Source organism: Salinispora mooreana, from assembly GCF_000379065.1.
Lineage (GTDB): Bacteria > Actinomycetota > Actinomycetes > Mycobacteriales > Micromonosporaceae > Micromonospora > Micromonospora mooreana.
In genome coordinates this window covers 4043679-4062276 of record NZ_KB900614.1, presented here as the reverse complement: position 1 = coordinate 4062276, position 18598 = coordinate 4043679, and the positions used below count along the sequence as shown (strand labels likewise).

Here is an 18598-nt window from a genome sequence, read left to right as displayed (position 1 = left end):
CTTCCGCGCCGGGCCCGTGCCGACCGCTCGGTAGGGTGGCCGCCATGAAGGTTGTGCAACGCTTCGGCCCCGGTCACCGCATCCTCGTCACCGGTGGGGCAGGTTTCGTCCCCTCCCACCTGGTTGACGCCCTCCTCGCCCGTGGCTGCACGGTCGTGGCGGTGGACAACTTCGTAACCGGCTCCAAGGAGAACGTCGCCCACCTGGCGGAGACGTCAACCTTCACGCTCGTCGAGGCGGATATCTCCGATGGGCTTCCCGAGCACCACCCCGCCCTCGCCGAACGGTTCGACGCGATCCTGCACATGGCGTCGCCGGCCAGCCCCACCGACTTCGAGAAGCTGCCGGTGGAGATCCTCCGGGTCGGCTCGGTCGCCACCCTGCACCTGCTGGACCGGGCGGTCGCCGACGGTGCCCGGTTCCTGCTGGCCTCTACCTCCGAGGCGTACGGGGATCCGTTGGAGCACCCCCAGCGGGAGACGTACTGGGGCAACGTCAACCCGATCGGCATCCGGAGCGTCTACGACGAGTCGAAGCGGTTCGCCGAGGCGGCGACGATGGCGTACCACCGGAGCCGGGGGGCGGATGTCGCCATTGTCCGAATCTTTAACACCTACGGCCCACGGATGCGGCCAGACGACGGCCGGGCGATCCCGACGTTCATCGCCCAGTCCCTACGCGGTGAGCCGATCACCGTCCACGGCACCGGGGATCAGACGCGCTCCATCTGCTACGTCGATGATCTGGTGCGGGGCATCCTGTTGCTGCTGGATTCGACCGAGACCGGGCCGGTCAACTGCGGGACCGAGCACGAGATGAGTATGCGTCGACTGGCAGAGTCGATCGTGTCGCTCTGTGGAAGCAGCTCCGAGGTGACCTATGTCACCCGCGCCGCGGATGATCCGAAAATGCGTCGACCGGATCTCACCCGCGCCCGGGAACTCCTCGACTTCAAGCCCGAAGTTACGCCCGAGGAGGGCCTGCGCCGCACGATCGCGTACTTCCGCGACCGGCTCGGGTAGCCGCCCACCTCGACTCGTCGCCGAATCGGGGTGCCACCGGCTGACAGCTTCCCGACGTACCCTGACTCGCATGTCAGCGACCACCACCGCCGCGTACTCGCTCCCGCACCTGAGCCGCAGCTCCGGGCGGGCGCGGGTGGCCGGCCCCACCGCCGGACGTGCTCGACCAGCGCCGACAGGCTGGAACCCCGCGCCGATCGGTCCGACCGGCGGCGGGCCCCTCGGCCCCGGTGGTCCGGGTGGTCCGGGCGGGCCCGGCGGTCCGGGCGGGCCGGGTGGTCGTCCCGATCCCGGCCGACCGGAGCGGCGTGGCCCACGCCCTCGTTGGGGCCGGATCGCGCTGGTGGCCGGAGTAGCCGTACTGGTGTTCGCGCTGCTCGCCGCCACCGGAGCCTGGGTCTACGCCCGTGGTCTCGACAATGACCTCGCCCGGACCAATCCGTTCCCGCCGGGGGAAGCCCAGGACCGACCGGTCAAGACGGTTGATGGCGCGCTGAACATCCTCCTCGTCGGCACGGACTCCCGGGATCCGGACGCGCCGATGGACCAGCGCGGCGAGTGGCGCGCCGACACGATCATCGTGATGCACATTCCCAGCAACCACCAGGAGGCATACCTGGTGTCGATCCCCCGTGACCTGTACGTGCCGATCCCGGAGAGCGCGAGCGCCGACTGCGGCTCGGGGCAGCGCAGGAAGATCAACGCTGCTTTCGCCTTCGGCGGCCTCCCCTTGGCGGTCCGCACCGTGGAGTGTTTCACCGATGTCCGCCTCGACCATGTCATGGCGATCGACTTCGGCGGGTTCGAAGAGGTCACGGACGCGCTCGGCGGTGTTGATCTCACGGTGGAGAAGACGATCACCTCGATCCACAAGCCCTACCGGACCTTCACCGAGGGCGTCAACCACATGGACGGCGCCGAGGCGCTGGACTGGATTCGGCAGCGCAAGCAGTTCCCCCGGGGTGACTTCGACCGGATGCGGCACCAGCAGGAGTTCCTCCGCGCGCTGATGAACAAGGCGGCCAGCACCGGAACGCTCACCAACCCGATCAAGATGAACGACTTCCTCAAGGCCGTGACCGCCGCGGTCACCGTCGACGAGGGCTTCTCCCTCATCGACATGGCCTTGCAGTTCCGCGACCTGCGTGGGGAGAACCTGATCTTCGTGACCAGCCCGCACAACGGCAGTCAGACCATCAACGGCGAATCGGTCGTGGTCTCCGACCGGGAGCAGGCGCTCGCGATGTACCAGGCCATCGCCGCGGACAACATGGCCGACTGGGTCGCGGCGAACGAGAGCGACGCCGGCGGCTGATCCCACGCCGACCAGGTCGGGATCCGGCGAACGGACCCGCCGGCGGCACGACGGACCGTAGCCTGACGTGAGGATCACTCACAGACGGTGGCGGGGAGGAACCACGTCCAGGTCGAAGGGCGGACGGGAGCGGGCCGACGCGGGCGTCCGGCGCGGACGGCCACGTTGGGCCCGTCTCCTACTCGGCGTCGGCCTCACGCTGGTGATCCTGACCGGCCTCGCCGCAGTCGGCCTCTACCGGCTCGGCCAGCGGTACGAGCAGACAGTGACCCGGGAAGAACTGCTCGACCCGGGTGCCCGGCAAGGCCAGACTGACCTGGACGGTCCACTGAACTACCTGCTCATCGGCACCGACCGTTGGCGCAGCAGCAGCACCACCGCCGACCGAAGATCGGACACCATCCTCATCGTGCACGTGCCGGCCGGCGGGCGTGAGGCGTTCCTGATGTCCATCCCCCGGGACCTGCGGGTCACCATCCCCGCCGCCCCCGGCTTCAGTGGCGGCGAAGACAAGATTAACGCCGCGTACCAACACGGTGGTGGCGGAAAGTCCGGCACCCAACTACTCTCCGCCACTCTGACTCAGCTCACCGGCATCCGCTTCGACGGCGCCGCCCAAGTCGACTTCTCCGGCTTCCGCGATGTCATCGACCACCTGGGCGGCGTACGCATGTGCGTCGACAGCGAGTTCCGCTCGATCCACACCGACCGGGTCTTCACCCCCGGCTGCCAGGAGATGGACGGCGGCACCGCGCTGGACTTCGTCCGCCAGCGTTACGACCTGCCCAACGGCGACTACGACCGGCAGACCCACCAGCAACAGCTACTCCGGGCGATACTGCAACGCGCCTCCGAGACCTCGATCCGAAACAACCCGATCCGCCTGGACCAGGCGCTCCGAGCGGTCGGCAACTCGCTGACCGTGGACACCAACGGCGTACCCCTGGCGGACCTGGTTCTCGCGCTGCGGAACCTACCGGCGGACGCCCTTCGCGGGATCCGGCTGCCGTCCTACCCGCAGACCATCGACCAGATCTCCTACGTCATCCTCCAAGAAGGCGGCGGCGGGCTCTTCACCGCCGTCCAGAACCAGCGGGTGCCGCAGTGGGCCCAGGCCAACCCGCGATGGGTCACCCAGCTCTGACCGACCGGCAACACCCACCCGAAGCGCGCGGCCCCTAAGCTGGAAGCCGTGTTCGGACCCCGCGTACCCACCGTGACCGTAGCCGAGATCAACGATGACTCGTACCTGCTCGATGTCCGGGAGGACGACGAGTGGCTCGCCGGTCACGCACCCGGTGCCCACCACCTGCCGATGACCCAACTACCCACCCGGCTGGCCGAAGTGCCCGACAACCGGAAGGTGGCCGTCATCTGCCGATCGGGCGGGCGCTCCGCACAGGTCGTCACCTATCTCCTACGCAACGGCTGGGAGCAGGTACGCAACGTCGAAGGCGGGATGGGCGAATGGGCCGCCACCGGAAGGCCGGTGGTCGGCGGCGACGGACAGCCAGGCCGGGTCCTGTAGCCGCACACCATGGGCCGCCCTCTGATCTTCGCCCACCGCGGCTCGTCGTACGACCTACCGGAACACACGCTGGCCGCGTACCTGCGCGCCCTCGACGAGGGCGCCGACGGGGTGGAGTGCGATGTTCGGTTGACCCGCGACGGGCACCTCGTCTGCGTGCACGACCGTCGCCTGGACCGGACCAGCAACGGGCACGGCCCGGTCAGCACTCGGACGCTCGCCGAATTGGAACGGCTCGACTTCGGGTCCTGGCATCCAGGGCCCGCACTGGCCGACGGCGACGACGGACTGGACGAGTCGTACCTGCGGCTACTCACCCTGGACCGGCTCCTGGAAGCGGTCCGTGCCGCCGGCCGACCGGTCCGGCTGCTGATCGAGACCAAACACCCGTCCCGGTACGGGCGACACGTCGAGCACCGGCTGGTCACGCTGCTCGACCGGCACGGGCTGACCGTGCCGAGGCCCGACCACCCACTCCAGGTCACCGTCATGTCGTTCTCGCTGCTGGCGGTACGGCGGCTCCGTGCGCTGGCCCCCGCGCTGCCCACCGTGCTGCTGTTGGATAAGTTGCCGCGCGGGTTTCGGCTGAACCGGTTGCCGTTCGGCATCCAGATCGCCGGGCCCGGCCTTGCGCTGGTGCGCTCCCGCCCCACCCTGGTCCCCGCGCTGCGGGCAGCCGGCAACCGGGTGTACGTCTGGACCGTCAACGACCCCAGTGATCTGGAGCTCGTGCTGGCCACCGGGGTGGACGGCATCATCACCGATCGGCCGACCCCCACGCTCACCCGGCTCCACGGCTGAGCGTGGAACCAACGGGGCTGTCCCCCGATCCGGTCGGCGGGCACACTCGGAGCATGCCGAGACGCACGGACTTCTCTGCTCTGATCTACGGCCACACCGCGGTGATCGAAATGATCAACTCTGGTGAGGCCGGCGTGCCGGCACTCAACCAGCTCCTCCGGGTGGTCCAGCAGGCGCTGGGGGCCACCGGGATGGCCTTCATCGAGTTCGCCCCCACCGGCGGGCAGGTGATCGCCGCCACCGGCACCGTCGAGTGGGCCCTCGACCATCCCCTGCCGGCAGACGATCCGGACGCCATCTGTCTGCTCTCCGGACCCCGGCTCCGCCAGCTCGACACCGACCACCTCACCGGCCGGCTCGGGACGAAACTCACCGGCCCGGCGCGGTCCCAGATGCTGATGTCCCGCGCCGAGATCGGCGGGCACACCGTGGGCAGCCTGCACGTCCTCTACCCCGCCACCGAGGACCAGCCGTCCCCGGACCACCAGTGCGTCATCGCCTACGTCGCCTCCTGCATCGCCCACCTCTACGGCGACCTGCGCGGCCTGCCGGTGCACGGTGACGGGCCGATCGTGGCGGCACTCGCCGACGGCCTGGCCGTGGTGGACCGCGAGGCCCGCGTCCGACTCTGGAATCCCGCCGCCGCCCAGCTCACCGGCCACGCGGTCACCGACGTACTCAGCCGGCCCATGCCGTTCCCCCTCCCCCCACCGGGGCAGGCGCTCGACCACCGGTTGCCGGACGGTCGCTGGCTGCGAGTCACCTCGGGAGAGCTGCCGGGGCCGGGAACGCTCCGCGTGGTCACCTTCCACGACATCACCGACCAGCAGCAGAGCCACACCGACCACGACCTCTTCGTCGCGGTGACCAGCCACGAGCTGCGCACACCGGTGACCGTCATCAAGGGGTACGCGGACACTCTCACCGATCACTGGGAGGCGCTGAGCGACGCCGACCGGCAGCTGGCCGCCCAGAAGATCGGGCAGCGCGCCAACGATCTGGCCCGCCTCGTGGACCGGCTCCTCTCCTCCACCGCCGAGGCAGGCTCCGGTGGAACGCCGCCCGTTCCGTACGACCTGGGCGACGCCCTGCGGGCGGCGGTGACCGAACTCCCCGCCGAGCTGCGGCGCCGAATCACCCTCACCGCGCCGGTCGGCCTGCCCTGGGCACTCGGTCACCGGGCCAGCCTGGCGACGGTCCTCACCGAACTGTGCACGAACGCCGGCAAGTACTCGCCCCCCGCCAGCCCGATCACGGTCACCGCCGGTACCGACGGACAGACCGTCTCCATCCGCGTCACCGACCAGGGCAGCGGCATCCGGCCAGAGCACGTGGAGCGTGCATTCGACCAGTACTGGCAGGGCGATTCCGGCGACCGCCGTCGCTCTCCCGGAGCCGGGCTCGGCCTCTTCCTCGTCCGCCGAATCGTGGAACAACAAAATGGACAGGTTTCCCTCCGGCCGAAGGCCGGTGGCGGTACGGTCGCAGAGGTACGGCTGCCCCACGGGTGATCAAGGGGTGGCGGGGGTGAAGGGGCGACGGTGTTGACGGAGAGTCCCGAACGGACGTGGTGCGTGGTGGTCCCCCACGACGGGGCGGGAGCCAGGCAGGCGCGGCACTGGCTCGCCGACGAGCTGGTGACGGCCGTGCCCCCAGCGCTGCTCGCGGATCTCGTGGCGGTCCTCGCGGAGCTGGTGGGCAACGCCGTACGACACGCCGACCCACTGCCCGGCGGGGTGATCCAGGTGGGTTGGCGGTTGCGCCCCACCCCGGCCGGCCCCCGGATCCGGTTGCAGGTGACGGACGGTGGAGCCCCCGTCGGACCACGGGTCCGGCCAGTCGAGCCCGACGCACCGGATGGCCGTGGCCTGCACATCGTCGCCGCGTTGTCCAGCCGCTGGGGCGTTGACCGGGATGGCCTCGGGCAGAGCGTCTGGGCTGAGTTCGAGCCGGCCGGCCGGCAGGCCGATCCGGTCGGCACCGACGCTTTCGACGAACCGGATCTGGTGATCGCCTGACCGGCGGGGCCGGATGGGCCCGACCCCCACCGGCCCACACGGCCCTCTAGGCTGTCCGACCGTGAGCAAGCGTCGAAAGAGCCAACGGGCCGGGGACACCACCGGGAAACGGGAGAAGGTGCGGGATGTCTTCGTGCCCCGCCCCTTCGAGGGCCTGACCGACGAGCCGGAGTGGATCGCCCTACGCGAGCTCGTGCCGGCCGCCACCGCACCACTGCGCCTCGCCCCCGACCTGGTGACCGAGTTCGGCGAGCGGGAGGTCCTGCTGGCCAGCGTCCTGCCGGTGGCGGCGCCGGCGATGGTGCAGCCAACCGGCCGGGTCCTGCTCGGCCTCCAGCGGCATCAGCAGTCCGGCGACGTCTCCCGGGACCTGGCCGAGGCGTTGCTCTGCGCGCTGCGTACCGAGCCCGGCCGTCAGGTCAGGGTGCCGCCGCTGCCCGGCCCGGGGCCCCGACTGCCGGACGTGCTGGTTGATGCTCCACTGGAGATCACCCTGCACGAGAGCTTCCAGTTCTGGCTCGCCCCGGACTCGGCCGACAATCCGACCGTGCAGGCGTCGCTGGAGCGGGCCAACGCCGCGATCTACCCGACCGTGCGACTCACCGCGGCCCGTGCCGCCTACTGGTGCCAGGTCCCGGAGAAGGCACACGTCCGGTGGGTGCTCCCCGACGACGAGGACGCCGCGCTGGACGCGCTGGCCCGGCTCAGCGTGGCCGGCACGTTGACCCTGGGCGAGGAGACGAAGTTCGCCGGGATGTTCCGCGTGCACGGTCGCCTCGTGCCGGTCTGGGATCTGCCTGAGGAGACTCCGGCTGGCCACTGGGAGCAACCGGTGGCGGAGTTCGCCGAACGCTACGCCGCGGCTTTGGCGGCCGCCGCCCCCCTGGACGCGGCGACCCGGCGCGCGCGGAACGGGCTCCTCGGCCGCCAGCTCGCCCTCCGCTGAGTCAGTGCGGTGGCCCGGGCGCGCCCGCCTCGACCGGATCAGTCTCCCGGCCGAGGGGGGCGCGGAGCAGCGGGCAGGACATGCACCGGGGGCCTCCCCGCCCGGAGCCCAGCTCTGAGCCGGCGATCGGGACGACCTCGATGCCGGCTCGCTCGAGCTGCGCGTTGGTCTCCGTGTTCCGCTCGTAGCCGACGCAGAGGCGGGGTGCCAGGGCTAGGGTGTTGTTGCCGTCGTCCCACTGTTCCCGCTCAGCGGTCACCGGGTCCAGGCCGGTGTCGATCACCCGCAGCCGGTCCAGGTTCATCGCGTCCGCGGCGGCCCGCAGGAACGGCGCCGGCCCTTCCACCCTCGGATCATCGCCGTCCGTCCCAGCGGTCACCGTGTACGCGACGAGCGTGCTGGCCAGATTCGGGTACATCAACACCGCGTCAACGTCCACCATCGTGCAGACGGTGTCGAGATGCATGGTGGCCCGTTCCTGGGCGATCGGCACGACCAGGATGGTGTGGGCCAGGTCCGCGGCGAAGACCTGGCGGGCGAGACGCTCGGCACCCGCCGGCGTGGTCCGCTCGCCGACTCCGACCGCCAGCACGCCGGGGGCGAGCAGCAGCACGTCCCCGCCCTCCAGATGCTCCATCCCCGGGTGGTACACGAAGTCGGTGCCGGCGAAACGTGGATGGTGGCGGTAGATGGCGTCGGTCAGCGTGCTCTCCCGCCGGCGGGCACGCATGGCCAGGCTGGTGACGGCGACCCGACCACCGATCCAGACCGAGGAGTCGCGGGTGAAGAGCAGGTTTGGCAGCGGGTCGATGACGAAGTCGTGCCGATCCATCAGCCGGTAGACCAGGCCGCCGGGGCGCTCCCGGCTGATCCGCAGTTCCTCGTGGGCCAGGCCGGCGATCAGGACACCGGCCAACGTGGCCGGGTCGAGGTAGGCGAGGTGGTCGGCGACCCGGGCGCGTAGCTGGTCGCCGAGCCGCGGCGAGCGCAGCACCTGCTCGGTCAGCTCGGCCCGAGCCTCGTCGCCGGCGAGGGTCTCGGTGAGCAGCTCTGCCAGGTGGAGCACCTCCACCCCACGCTCGCGCAACGCGGCGGCGAACGCGTCGTGCTCCTCCTGCGCGCGGCTGACCCAGGGGATGGCGTCGAAGAGCAGCGAGCCACTGTTCCGGGGGGTGAGCCGGGCCAGCTCGGGCCCGGGGCGGTGCAGCATGACCGTACTGAGGCGACCAACCTCACTGTCCACGTAGTGGCTCACCTTCGCAGCCTAGAGCCTGAGTTCTCGATATCCGCCAAAACAGCGATGGATGAAAGCGGCATTCATCCGTACTCACTCCGGCGCTCCAACTTGCCCACTCGGGGGAGTAGCGACGTAGGGTAGCGGGGACATAACTTCGAGGGACCTTTTGCCGGAGGTCGCGATGACTGTCTACCCTGCTCGCCGAGCCGCACCCTCCGCCCAGGCGATGCCGCCCATGGCGGTACCGCATCCCCGGGTGGACAACCCGGGCGCTCTCGCCCCACCCCGCTCCTCCCCCCTCGAATGGGCCCGTCGCCGACGGGCCGAGCGAGGAGCACGGCGGCTGGAAGCAGCCGGAGCACGGGCCCTGGGCCGCCTCGACCAACTCGGTCCGGCCTGGCACGTGATCGAATGGCCGCGCACCGACTCGATCAACCTCCTCCGTGACGACGCCGACAGCGAACGCGCCGGCTTCCTCGCGATCGGCCCGAGCGGGCTCTATGCCGTCACCATCGTTGACCACGGCCGGGCCCGGGTACTGGTGGCCGGTGAGGTCGTGCAGATCAACGGCAAGCGTCCGGCCTACGTGGCGGAGGCGCGTAAGGACGCCAAGCGGGCGAGCAAGGCCCTCAGCGGTGCGGTCGGGCTACCAATCCCGGTGACGCCGGTGCTGACCTTCGTCGGCTCCGGCGTCATCAGTGTGTACGGCCTTCCGAAGGACTGTCTGATGGCCACTCATCGGGAACTGGACCGGCTCCTCGTCGCTGCCGGAAACCGAATCAGCCCGGAAACCGCGGCCAAGCTGTCCCGGGTCGCGCAGCACCCTGGCACCTGGCGCAACGGCGGCTATCGCCCGGCGGCCGACTACCGGTGGCATGGCGACGGAAGCTGACAAGCCGGTGCGCCGGCGGTACCGTCGGGGGGCGTAGCGCGGCCCGGATGCGATCGACGCTCGTCAGCCGTGCCGCCGCCGGCCTGACCTCCGCCGCCTTCCCACCAGGTAGGTACGGCCCAGATCGCCACGGTCAGCGGAGATGCGTTGGGTCACGCTAGCGTGGACAGACCGTCCAGGTTCACAGAGGAGGTGCGGTGGCCCACGTCGAGCTCTCGCTCTCAGAAGTCCGCGTGCCGGCGGTAGGGACACCGGCAGAGCAGGAGTACGACAACCTTACCTCCTGGTCAGTAGCCGTCTCCCGGGCAGCCGAGCCCTGTGTGCTCATCGCTGCCGACACTCGCGTGGTCGCCGTCTCCGCCGCCGGTTCCCAGCTACTCTTTCTCGGCGGCTGCCGGGACATGATCGGGCAACCCCTACTCGACGGGAGCCTGCGGCTACTCGACTTCACCGCCAACCGGGGCGAGCTGACCGAGCCGGAGCTCGACAAGATCCCGCCGCTCCTCGCCATCACCTCCGGTCGCCTGGCCCGCGGGCTGCTCCGGATCAAAGGGGTGTCGGCGCGCGCACCGGACGCCACCGTTGACGCCATCTCCACCCCGGTTCACCGCGCCGGTGCGGTCGTCGGCTCACTCACATTCTTCTCCGAGGTCTGACCCCGCACACGGCATGTGGCGCGCGCCGCACGCCGTGTGCTGGGTAGGAACCGTCCGAGGCCGTAAGGTGCCCCTCATGCTGGATATCGCTCTGCTGCCGGGTGATTACGCTGTCTGCCGCCTGGCAGCCGGCTCTGCCCTGCCGCCCGGCCTGTCGGGCGGGCTGAGCGACGGTGACGTGGTCACGGTGAGCTGGACCACCGACGGTGTCTCCGTGATCTGTCCCGCGGCACGCGCACCGGCACAGACCGAGACCGTCTGGCGTTGCCTACGCATGGTGGGCCCCTCTGACCTCGCGCTCTCCACCGGCCTGGCCGCTCTCATCGACCCGCTGGCCGAGGCCCGCGTCTCCGTGGTGGCCTTCTCCACCCACGACACCGACTACCTGCTGGTCCCGGCGGTCCGCCTCGATCAGGCCGTCACGGCGCTCGACCACGCTGGGCACCGGGTCCGTACCTGACCAGCGCCGGTGTCGCGGTGGCCCCGGTCGAGACAAGACACCGCCGAGGCTTCACGAGACCAGCGGACCCTCCTACGATGGGCCTCCCATCCGCCTGCGCTCATTCACGTCGATGTGAGGATCGTCCGTGTCGTCCGGCCCATCCCACCCCGCTACTCCCGCTCCGCCCACCCACCGGTCCCGGACTGGATCGCCGGCCGGACGTGGCCGGGCGAAGACCCCGGCCACGACCGCGGTCGGGCTCGTGGCGCTCCTGGCGGCGCTGCTCACGTCAGGCTGCGGCACCCCGCCCGAGCTACGAGACGCCCAGCCGAGCCGGTCAGCCCGATCCGCATCGCCCACCCCGACCGACACCGCGCCCACCACCACCGCCGCGGCGCCGCCAACCGGGGCACCGACCCCGACGGCCAGCAGCACGCCGGTCGCCGTCCGATGCCCCGCCGGCCCGTCCAGCCAGCAGGTGACCGCCCTGGTACGCGGCCAGGACCTGCTCCCCGCCGACGCCCAGGTACGGGTGGTGACCGGGCCGCTCTGCGCCGACGACTGGCACTACACCCTCCTCGCCGTCACCGGCTACGAACCACTCCAGGTCGTAAGCCGTGGTTCTGGCACCGCACCACGCCTGGTCACCGCCGGCACGGATGTCTGCACAGCGGAGGTACGCGTCACCTCCCCAACCGGCATCCGGACCCTGGCCTGCGGAGCCGGCTCCAGTACGTAGGCTGTCGCCATGCCGGGAACACCACCGACCCGCTTTGTCTACCTCGGGCCCGAGGGCACCTTCGCCGAGCAGGCGCTGCGGACCATCCCCGCGGCCGAACGGGCCAACCGGACGCCCGCCCGCAGCATCGGTGAGGCGCTGGAGAGCGTACGCGCCGGTGCCGCGGACGCGGCGCTGGTGCCGCTGGAGAACTCCATCGGTGGCGCGGTCGGGGTGACGCTGGACGAGCTGGCCGAGGGCGAGCCACTGGTGATCACGCGAGAGGTGATCCTGCCGGTGGAGTTCGTGCTCGCCGCCCGGACCGGCAGACACCTCGGTGCGGTGCGTAGTGTGGCCGCCCATCCCCAGGCGTCGACTCAGTGCCGGGCATGGCTGCACGCTCACCTGCCCGACGCGACGGTGGTTGACGTGCTCTCCAACGGCGCGGCGGCGGTCGGGGCCGCGGCTGGCGATTTCGACGCGGCGATCTGCGCTCCGATCGGCGCGGCCCGACACCGGCTCGCGGTACTGGCTGACAAGATCGCCGATCATCCAGACGCGGTGACCCGATTCGCGCTCTTCTCCCGGCCGGGGCCACCCCCGCCACCCACCGGGGACGACGTGACGTCGCTGGCGGTCTACATCGCCCACGACCGGGTGGGGGCGTTGCTCTCCGTGCTGATGGAGCTGGCCGTGCGCGGAGTCAACCTGACCCGGATCGAGTCCCGACCAACCGGCGAGGCACTCGGCCGGTACGTGTTCTTCCTGGACTGCACCGGTCACCTGGCCGATACCCGGCTCGGTGAGGCACTACAGGGACTACGTCGGGTCTGCGCCCAGGTGAGCTTCCTCGGGTCGTACCCCCGGCATCGCTGGGCCGGTGGCGAGGGTGAACGGCCGGCCCCAGCCCCATCGGGGACCCGTGACGCGGACTATGTTGACGCCGCCGCCTGGCTGGCCCGGCTGCGTAGCGGGAATCTCAGCTAAAACCGGCCGCCGGGCGACCCGACGGGTTCAGCCCCAGCCCAACTCGTGCAGGCGCTCGTCGTCGATACCGAAGTGGTGGGCGATCTCGTGCACGACCGTGATCGCCACCTCCTCCACCACCTCCTCCTCGGTGTCGCAGATACGCAGGATCGGGTTGCGGTAGATCAGGATGCGGTCGGGCAGCACGCCCGAGTAGTCCCAGCCGCGGTCGGTCAGGGCGTGCCCCTCGTACAGGCCGAGTAGCTCCTCGCCGGGGGGTGGAACGTCCTCGACCAGGATGACCACGTTGCTCATCAGGCGAAGCAACTCCTCGGGCACCTCGTCGAGCGCGTCCCCGACCAACTCCTCGAACCGCTCCCGGTTCATCTCCATGCCCACTGCCCCATTCTGCCGGTACCCGAGGTTCTTCCGGGGAGCCCCGCCCCTCCCCGCCCAGCCAGCCGGGGCGGCGGACAGCCCGGGGCAACGACGAGGAGGCGGGCAGCCGCGAGTGCGATTCGGTCCCGCCCACCCCTGGCTGGTTGTGCCATGATGCGGATCAGACTCGTCGATCCGAGAGGTTTCCGATGGATCCGGAGCAGCCCATCCCCCGACAGGAAGACCGGTCCGACAGCATCGCCGGTGGGCAGTGGGGTGAGGCTGACTCTCGATCGTCGGGCCGACGGCGCGGCCTCACCCGGATCCTCCGCGACCGACGCCCGCCACTCGCTCTCGCCGGGCTCGGGGCCGCCGCCGGGCTGGCCTCGCTGGTGGGTGAGTGGGTGGTGCTGCACCTGCCAACCGGCGGTCCAGCCGGCGGTCCGATCGAAATACCAGAAACGGTTGACGAGGTGGGCAGTTTCGGTAGCGCCTACCTGGTCGGCCTCCTCGGTCTGGCCGTAGCGGTCGCCCTCGCCCTGCACGGCACCGGCGCCACCCGGTCAAACGCCCGCATCGCCGGCCTCGCCCTGGCGGCTACTCTGCTCGCGGTACTGGTCGCCGGGGCCACCACGATCGGCGACACGGACGTACGTGCCATCTACTACCGCGGCCAGGACGGTTTCGACATCGAATACGGGCGGGGGATGGTCACCGCCTTCCTGGCCTGCGCACTACTCGGGGCTGCCTTGCTGCTCGCCTCGGCTACCGGCAGGACCGATCCGGTGCCGGAGGCCGGTGCGGCAACGCCGGCCCGGCGACTGCGTTCTCGCCGCAGCACCGCAGTGGACGATCTGCCGCCCCCCGCCGACCTCACCGTCGGCCCGACGGCCCCGTTCGTTCGCCCGGACTGATCGAGCTGAGCCCGGCCGCCGGGCTCCCCCTCCGGCTTGCCCGACCACCGGTCCCGGCGCTGCCGCCATGCCACCCGTTGGCACCAGATTCACCGGTTGGCCATGGTGACGACCGCCTCCGCGAGGTACGGTTGCTGCCCGCCGTAACGCCGGGTCACACAACTGTGACGACTGGCCGCGACGGCGGCGGGCGAAGGAGGAGCCATGGTCCGCCCGGGATTACCAAAGTTGATCGCCACCGATCTGGATGGGACGCTCGTCCGCAGCGACAACACCGTCTCCGCATACACGCACGAGGTGCTCGACCGGATGCGCGCCGCCGGCATTCCGATGGTCGGCGCGACCGGTCGCGGACCGCGGCTGACCGAGCTGACCCGTAACGACATCCGCGCCGCCGACTTCCTGGTCATGGCCAACGGCGGCTGGGTGGTAGACCAGAGCGACCCGGACGGGCCGTCGGTGCTCCGCGACGAGTGGTTCTCCGGTGCGGTGCTGGCGGAGCTGCTGACCGAGCTGGAGGCAGCGGTCGGCCCGCTGACCGTCATGGTGGAGTCGTCCGACGAGTCCAACGCACCCCTCTGGGGGGACTACCACGCGAGTTGGCCGTACCCGGACCTGTTCGAGGCGCGCAGCCGCGCCGAGTGCCTCGCCGGCAACGTGATCAAGGCTTTCGCCCGGACCGCTGACCACCACACTGATGAGCTCCTGGCGATGGCCCGGCGAGTCCTCCCACCGCACGCCGCCTCGCTCACCCAGGCGGGCCTGGGCTTCATCGAGATCTGCCCGCCCGGCGTGGACAAGGCGACCGGGCTTCGGGTGGTCGCCGAGCGGCTCGGCGTGGACCCGGCGGAGGTTCTGGTCTTCGGCGACCAGCCGAACGACCTGCCGATGTTCTCCTGGGCGGGGTGGGCCCGGGTGGCGGTTGCGAACGCGCACCCGGAGGTGCACGCTGCCGCCGACGAAGCCACCCTCCGTAACGACGACGACGGGGTCGCCGTCTACCTTGACCGGCTGCTGACCCGCTGACGGCGGCCCGGGCGGCACCGATCAGAGGTACTGACCGGTGCTGTGCCCCTCGCCGCCCGCCGGCTGCCCCATCCCGGGCATGCCGGGCGCGATTCCACCCGGCCCACTGGGGAGGGCCTGCCGACCGGAGCGCATCTGCTCAAGCTGCACCCGGGCGGCCATCTGCTGGGCGACCAAAGCCGCCTGGATACCGTGGAAGAGCCCTTCCAGCCAGCCGACGAGCTGCGCGTGGGCGATCCGCAACTCGCTCTCGCTGGGTGCCTTCTCCTCGGTGAAGGGCAGGGCGAGGCGCTCCAGTTCCTCCCGCAACTCGGGAGCGAGCCCCTCCTTGAGCTCTACGATGGACCGCTCGTGGATCTCCCGCATCCGGTGCCGGCTGGCGTCGTCGAGCGGGGCCGCCTTGACCTCCTCCAGCAACTGCTTGATCATGCTGCCGATCCGCATCACCTTGGCCGGCTGCTCCACCAGTCGGGCCGGGTCCTCCTGACTCTCGTCGGTCTGCACCGTGCCGACTGGACGGCCGTCCGGCCCCACCACCACCACGGTGCCGGTCCGAGCAGTATCGTCCTGGCCCTGCTCGTCAGCCTGGTCCTGCACGTCGTTCTGTCCTGCGGACTGCGCTTCGGTCATGGCACCCATCTTTCCCCAGCCGCCGACGGCGATGCCCCCCGGGAGCAACGATCAGCGCCGATCGGGGCAACCCGCTACCGTCACCGGCATGTCCAGCAACCCGCGTGCCGTACTCACCCGTCCCGCTCCGGACCCGGACGTCACCATCGCCTACGGCTCCCATCCGGACCAGGTCGCGGATCTCCGCCGGCCTACCGGTGCCGGGCCGGTCCAGCGGCTGGTGATCGTCGTGCACGGCGGCTTCTGGCGGGCGGAGTACGACCGCCGGCACACCGCGCCGCTGGCGACCGCGCTGGCCGGGCTCGGCTACCCGGTGGCGCAGGTCGAGTACCGCCGGACCGGGCAGCCCGGCGGTGGTTGGCCGGGAACCATGACCGACGTGCTGACCGGGGTGTCCGAGCTGCCCCGGCTGACGGCCGAGGCGTTCCCCGGCGCGGTGGCGGCCGGCCCGCCGCTCCTCATTGGCCACTCCGCCGGTGGGCAGCTGGCGCTCTACGCCGCCGCCACCCTGCCCGCCGTGGTCGGCGGGGTCCTCGCCCTGGCCCCGGTGGCGAACCTCGCCGAGGCCTACCGACTGGACCTGGACACGGGCGCGGTGGCCGCACTCCTCGGCGGCGGCCCGACCGAGGTGCCGGACCGCTACGCGGCCTGTGATCCGCGTTCGTTGCCGCTACCAAAGTCACGGACAGTAGTTATGCACGGTGCCCTCGACCAGCAGGTGCCGGTATCGATGAGCCGAGAGTTCGTCGCGGCCGGGCATGCCGCCGACGGCGACATCCACCTGCTTGAGCTGCCCCATTGCGAACATTTTGGCCTCATCGACCCACATTCGACGGCCTGGCCGGAGGTCGTCCTCGCGTTACGTTCCCTCACCAAAACCTAGGAGTTGATTGACGCAGCGTTGCCGAACGGGGTAGAACGCCGGATGGGCAGGATGCGCCCGGCCAAGATTCTGGAGAGGGACCCGGTGACACAGGTGAACCGCAGGCGTGCCCTACAGCTGTTGGCGGCGCTGGGCACAGCCGGACTCGTGACGGCATGTAACGACAGCAGTGAATCCGACGCCACGGCTCCGCTGAGCCCGATCAAGATCGGCATGCTGATACCGGAGACCGGCAATCTCACCGAGGTCGGGATCGAGGTGGCCAACGGCTTCCAACTCTTCCTGGATCTCAACGAGGGGCAGCTCGGCGGGCACCCGACCGAGCTGGTCACCGCCGATGAGGGCAACGACGCGAAGTCTGGCCAGGCCGCGGTGGAGGAGCTGCTCAAGCAGGGGGTGCTGGCCCTCACCGGCGTGGTCGGCTCGGCCGTCATGCTCGGCATCCGGGACACGGTGGAGCAGGCCCAGGTGCCGCTGGTCGGTTCCAACGCCTCCCCCAGCAGCCTGCAGAGCGTCGTTTACATCTGGCGCACGTCGTACGTGCTGGACGAGGCCGGTCGGGCCCTCGGCCGCCACCTGAGGAAGGCGCTCGATCCATCGGAGCGACTGGCGATCATCATGCCGGACTCTCCGGCCAGCAAGGACGTACTCCGGGGCTTCCAGCAGGAGTTTGGTAAGTCCGACCCCCGGATCGAAGATCCGGTCACCTGGACGGAAGAGATCTCCGGCGCCCCGGGCAAGAACGCCTACCGGCGCGATATCGCCACCGCGCTCGAGCGTGACCCGGACGGCATCTTCTGCTTCTTCGCCGGCACCGCCGCCGTGGAGTTCCTCAAACAGCTCCGTGCGGAGGGGTACACCGGCCCTGTCTACGCCCCGGGCTTCCTGACCGAGGGCAACGTCCTGGCGAGCTTCAAGGACAAGACCGATGTTCTCGGCATCCTGACCGCCCTGAACTACTCGCCCGACCTCAACAACGCGGCCAACCGCCTCTTCGCCTCGGCGTACCGCAAGAAGCACGGCACCTCGCCGACCGCGTACGCGACGGCGTCCTACGACGCGGCGCACGTCCTCAACCAGGCGATCCGGCGTGCTGGCGAGTCACCCACCCCGTCGGAGGTGAACCTCGCGCTCGGCAAGATCGGCCGGGTGGACAGCCCCCGCGGCGTGTGGCAGTTCAACCAGCCGCGCACCCCGCAGCAGCGGTGGTACCTCCGGGAGGTCCAGCTCGACGGTCAGCTCCTCGCCAACGTGCTCTTGACCGAGCTGGCCACGCTCGGCTGAGCGGGGACGGCGTGGATCCGCTCTCTGACCACCCCGCCGAGTGCCGCGCCGCTCGGCGGCGAGCGCTAGTGGCGCAGTTCGGCGATGCAACACTTCACGCTGCCACCGCCCTTGCGTAACTCGGCCAGCGCCACCGGCACCGGCTGGTAGCCGGCGGCGGCCAGCTTGTCGGCGAGACCGGTCGCCTCGCTGTTCAGGACGACGTTGCGTCCATCGCTGACCAGGTTCAGACCGAACGCAAGGGCGTCGGCGTCATCGGCGACGACAGCCGCTGGGAAGAGCCGCGCCAGAACCTTCTGGCTGGCGGCGGAGAAGGCGCCCGGATAGTAGGCGATGTTGCTGTCGTCGATCGAGGCCAACGCCACGTCCAGGTGATAGAAGCGGGGGTCGACCAACCGCACCGAGACCACCGGTCGGCCCAGCGCCTCCTGCGCCTCGGCGTGGGCGGCAGGCTCGGTCCGAAAGCCGTAGCCAGCCAGGACGAGACCACCGTGCGCCGCCGGCAGGTATGCGAAGTCACCCTCGCCCTCGTTGGTAGCGGTCGGGGCGATGAAGTGCCAACCGTGTGATTGGTAGAAGCCGCGGTGGGCCGCGGCCTCGGCGCTCCGCTGCGCATGTTTGAACCGCGCGCCGTAGACGGTGCCATCGACGACGAAGGCGCCGTTGGCTGCGTAGACCATGTCGGGTAGCCCCGGCTCGGGGGTCAGCAGGCGCACGGTGTGGCCGAGCCCGACCAGTGTCTCCCGCAGTCGGTCCCACTGCTTGACCGCCAACTCCACGTCAACCGCGGCGGTGACGTCCATCCACGGGTTGATCGCGTACTCCACCGCGAAATGCTTCGGCAAGCACATGAGATATGTCCGCTTTCGCGGCACTCGCTGCTGGTTCACGATTACCAAGGTAGGTATCGTCTAGCAGCGATAACAGCCACAAATGTTGCTT

Annotated in this window: 21 protein-coding genes; 17 read left to right on the top strand and 4 right to left on the bottom strand. The window is 70.4% G+C overall.

What is annotated here, in order from left to right; genetic code table 11:
• The first annotated feature begins 44 nt into the window (after nucleotides 1-44).
• From SALPAC6_RS0119360 to SALPAC6_RS0119320, 8 genes are all read left to right on the top strand, one after another.
• Complete coding sequence (locus tag SALPAC6_RS0119360) at nucleotides 45-1022, top strand: NAD-dependent epimerase/dehydratase family protein (protein WP_018255004.1); 978 nt, start codon at nucleotides 45-47, stop codon at nucleotides 1020-1022.
• 70 nt (nucleotides 1023-1092) lie between these two features.
• Nucleotides 1093-2337: an LCP family protein gene (locus tag SALPAC6_RS0119350; RefSeq protein ID WP_080636089.1), complete on the top strand. Its 1245-nt coding sequence runs from the start codon at nucleotides 1093-1095 to the stop codon at nucleotides 2335-2337.
• Between the two features lie 67 nt (nucleotides 2338-2404).
• On the top strand, nucleotides 2405-3481 hold the full coding sequence (locus SALPAC6_RS0119345) for an LCP family protein (RefSeq protein ID WP_450097615.1): 1077 nt from the start codon (nucleotides 2405-2407) through the stop codon (nucleotides 3479-3481).
• A gap of 48 nt (nucleotides 3482-3529) precedes the next feature.
• Nucleotides 3530-3865, top strand: coding sequence for a rhodanese-like domain-containing protein (locus SALPAC6_RS0119340; RefSeq protein WP_018255000.1), 336 nt, complete (start codon nucleotides 3530-3532; stop codon nucleotides 3863-3865).
• A gap of 9 nt (nucleotides 3866-3874) precedes the next feature.
• Nucleotides 3875-4666 carry a glycerophosphodiester phosphodiesterase gene (locus SALPAC6_RS0119335; protein ID WP_018254999.1) on the top strand — a complete coding sequence of 264 codons (792 nt, stop codon included), beginning with the start codon at nucleotides 3875-3877 and terminating at the stop codon, nucleotides 4664-4666.
• Nucleotides 4667-4719: 53 nt separating this feature from the next.
• Nucleotides 4720-6177: a sensor histidine kinase gene (locus tag SALPAC6_RS0119330; protein ID WP_018254998.1), complete on the top strand. Its 1458-nt coding sequence runs from the start codon at nucleotides 4720-4722 to the stop codon at nucleotides 6175-6177.
• 63 nt (nucleotides 6178-6240) lie between these two features.
• Nucleotides 6241-6684 carry an ATP-binding protein gene (locus SALPAC6_RS0119325; protein ID WP_018254997.1) on the top strand — a complete coding sequence of 148 codons (444 nt, stop codon included), beginning with the start codon at nucleotides 6241-6243 and terminating at the stop codon, nucleotides 6682-6684.
• 13 nt (nucleotides 6685-6697) lie between these two features.
• Nucleotides 6698-7630, top strand: coding sequence for a DUF5926 family protein (locus SALPAC6_RS0119320; RefSeq protein ID WP_050563460.1), 933 nt, complete (start codon nucleotides 6698-6700; stop codon nucleotides 7628-7630).
• A gap of 1 nt (nucleotide 7631) precedes the next feature.
• Here the strand turns inward: SALPAC6_RS0119320 and SALPAC6_RS0119315 are convergent, their stop codons facing one another.
• Nucleotides 7632-8840 carry an arginine deiminase gene (locus SALPAC6_RS0119315; protein ID WP_050563508.1) on the bottom strand — a complete coding sequence of 403 codons (1209 nt, stop codon included), beginning with the start codon at nucleotides 8838-8840 and terminating at the stop codon, nucleotides 7632-7634.
• 208 nt (nucleotides 8841-9048) lie between these two features.
• Between SALPAC6_RS0119315 and SALPAC6_RS0119310 the strand changes: the two genes are divergently transcribed.
• The 5 genes from SALPAC6_RS0119310 (at nucleotide 9049) to pheA (ending at nucleotide 12562) form a co-directional block, all read left to right on the top strand.
• Nucleotides 9049-9759 (top strand): hypothetical protein, encoded by a 711-nt coding sequence (locus tag SALPAC6_RS0119310; protein WP_026189854.1) that lies wholly within the window; start codon nucleotides 9049-9051, stop codon nucleotides 9757-9759.
• A 197-nt stretch (nucleotides 9760-9956) separates the two neighbouring features.
• Complete coding sequence (locus tag SALPAC6_RS0119305; protein WP_018254993.1) at nucleotides 9957-10415, top strand: hypothetical protein; 459 nt, start codon at nucleotides 9957-9959, stop codon at nucleotides 10413-10415.
• 76 nt (nucleotides 10416-10491) lie between these two features.
• Nucleotides 10492-10875, top strand: a complete 384-nt coding sequence (locus SALPAC6_RS0119300) for an ACT domain-containing protein (protein ID WP_018254992.1) — start codon at nucleotides 10492-10494, stop codon at nucleotides 10873-10875.
• Between the two features lie 244 nt (nucleotides 10876-11119).
• The gene (locus SALPAC6_RS26300; RefSeq protein ID WP_018254991.1) at nucleotides 11120-11596 is read left to right on the top strand and encodes a hypothetical protein; all 477 of its coding nucleotides are present in this window, start codon (nucleotides 11120-11122) and stop codon (nucleotides 11594-11596) included.
• A gap of 9 nt (nucleotides 11597-11605) precedes the next feature.
• Nucleotides 11606-12562: a prephenate dehydratase gene (gene pheA / locus SALPAC6_RS0119290; protein WP_018254990.1), complete on the top strand. Its 957-nt coding sequence runs from the start codon at nucleotides 11606-11608 to the stop codon at nucleotides 12560-12562.
• 27 nt (nucleotides 12563-12589) lie between these two features.
• Here the strand turns inward: pheA and SALPAC6_RS0119285 are convergent, their stop codons facing one another.
• Nucleotides 12590-12934 carry a metallopeptidase family protein gene (locus tag SALPAC6_RS0119285; RefSeq protein WP_018254989.1) on the bottom strand — a complete coding sequence of 115 codons (345 nt, stop codon included), beginning with the start codon at nucleotides 12932-12934 and terminating at the stop codon, nucleotides 12590-12592.
• Between the two features lie 194 nt (nucleotides 12935-13128).
• Here SALPAC6_RS0119285 and SALPAC6_RS0119280 point away from each other — a divergent pair, with 194 nt between their 5' ends.
• Nucleotides 13129-13833, top strand: a complete 705-nt coding sequence (locus SALPAC6_RS0119280; protein ID WP_018254988.1) for a hypothetical protein — start codon at nucleotides 13129-13131, stop codon at nucleotides 13831-13833.
• 204 nt (nucleotides 13834-14037) lie between these two features.
• Nucleotides 14038-14859, top strand: a complete 822-nt coding sequence (locus tag SALPAC6_RS0119275) for an HAD family hydrolase (RefSeq protein ID WP_018254987.1) — start codon at nucleotides 14038-14040, stop codon at nucleotides 14857-14859.
• A gap of 21 nt (nucleotides 14860-14880) precedes the next feature.
• Here the strand turns inward: SALPAC6_RS0119275 and SALPAC6_RS0119270 are convergent, their stop codons facing one another.
• A complete protein-coding gene (locus SALPAC6_RS0119270; RefSeq protein WP_033666459.1) occupies nucleotides 14881-15498 on the bottom strand; it encodes a bacterial proteasome activator family protein in 618 nt (205 codons plus the stop codon).
• A 79-nt stretch (nucleotides 15499-15577) separates the two neighbouring features.
• Between SALPAC6_RS0119270 and SALPAC6_RS0119265 the strand changes: the two genes are divergently transcribed.
• Both SALPAC6_RS0119265 and SALPAC6_RS0119260 read left to right on the top strand, forming a co-directional pair.
• Nucleotides 15578-16372, top strand: a complete 795-nt coding sequence (locus SALPAC6_RS0119265) for an alpha/beta hydrolase family protein (protein ID WP_018254985.1) — start codon at nucleotides 15578-15580, stop codon at nucleotides 16370-16372.
• Nucleotides 16373-16456: 84 nt separating this feature from the next.
• Nucleotides 16457-17656 (top strand): ABC transporter substrate-binding protein, encoded by a 1200-nt coding sequence (locus tag SALPAC6_RS0119260; protein ID WP_026189853.1) that lies wholly within the window; start codon nucleotides 16457-16459, stop codon nucleotides 17654-17656.
• 65 nt (nucleotides 17657-17721) lie between these two features.
• Here the strand turns inward: SALPAC6_RS0119260 and ddaH are convergent, their stop codons facing one another.
• On the bottom strand, nucleotides 17722-18507 hold the full coding sequence (ddaH, locus tag SALPAC6_RS0119255; RefSeq protein WP_018254983.1) for a dimethylargininase: 786 nt from the start codon (nucleotides 18505-18507) through the stop codon (nucleotides 17722-17724).
• Between the last annotated feature and the right edge of the window lie 91 nt (nucleotides 18508-18598).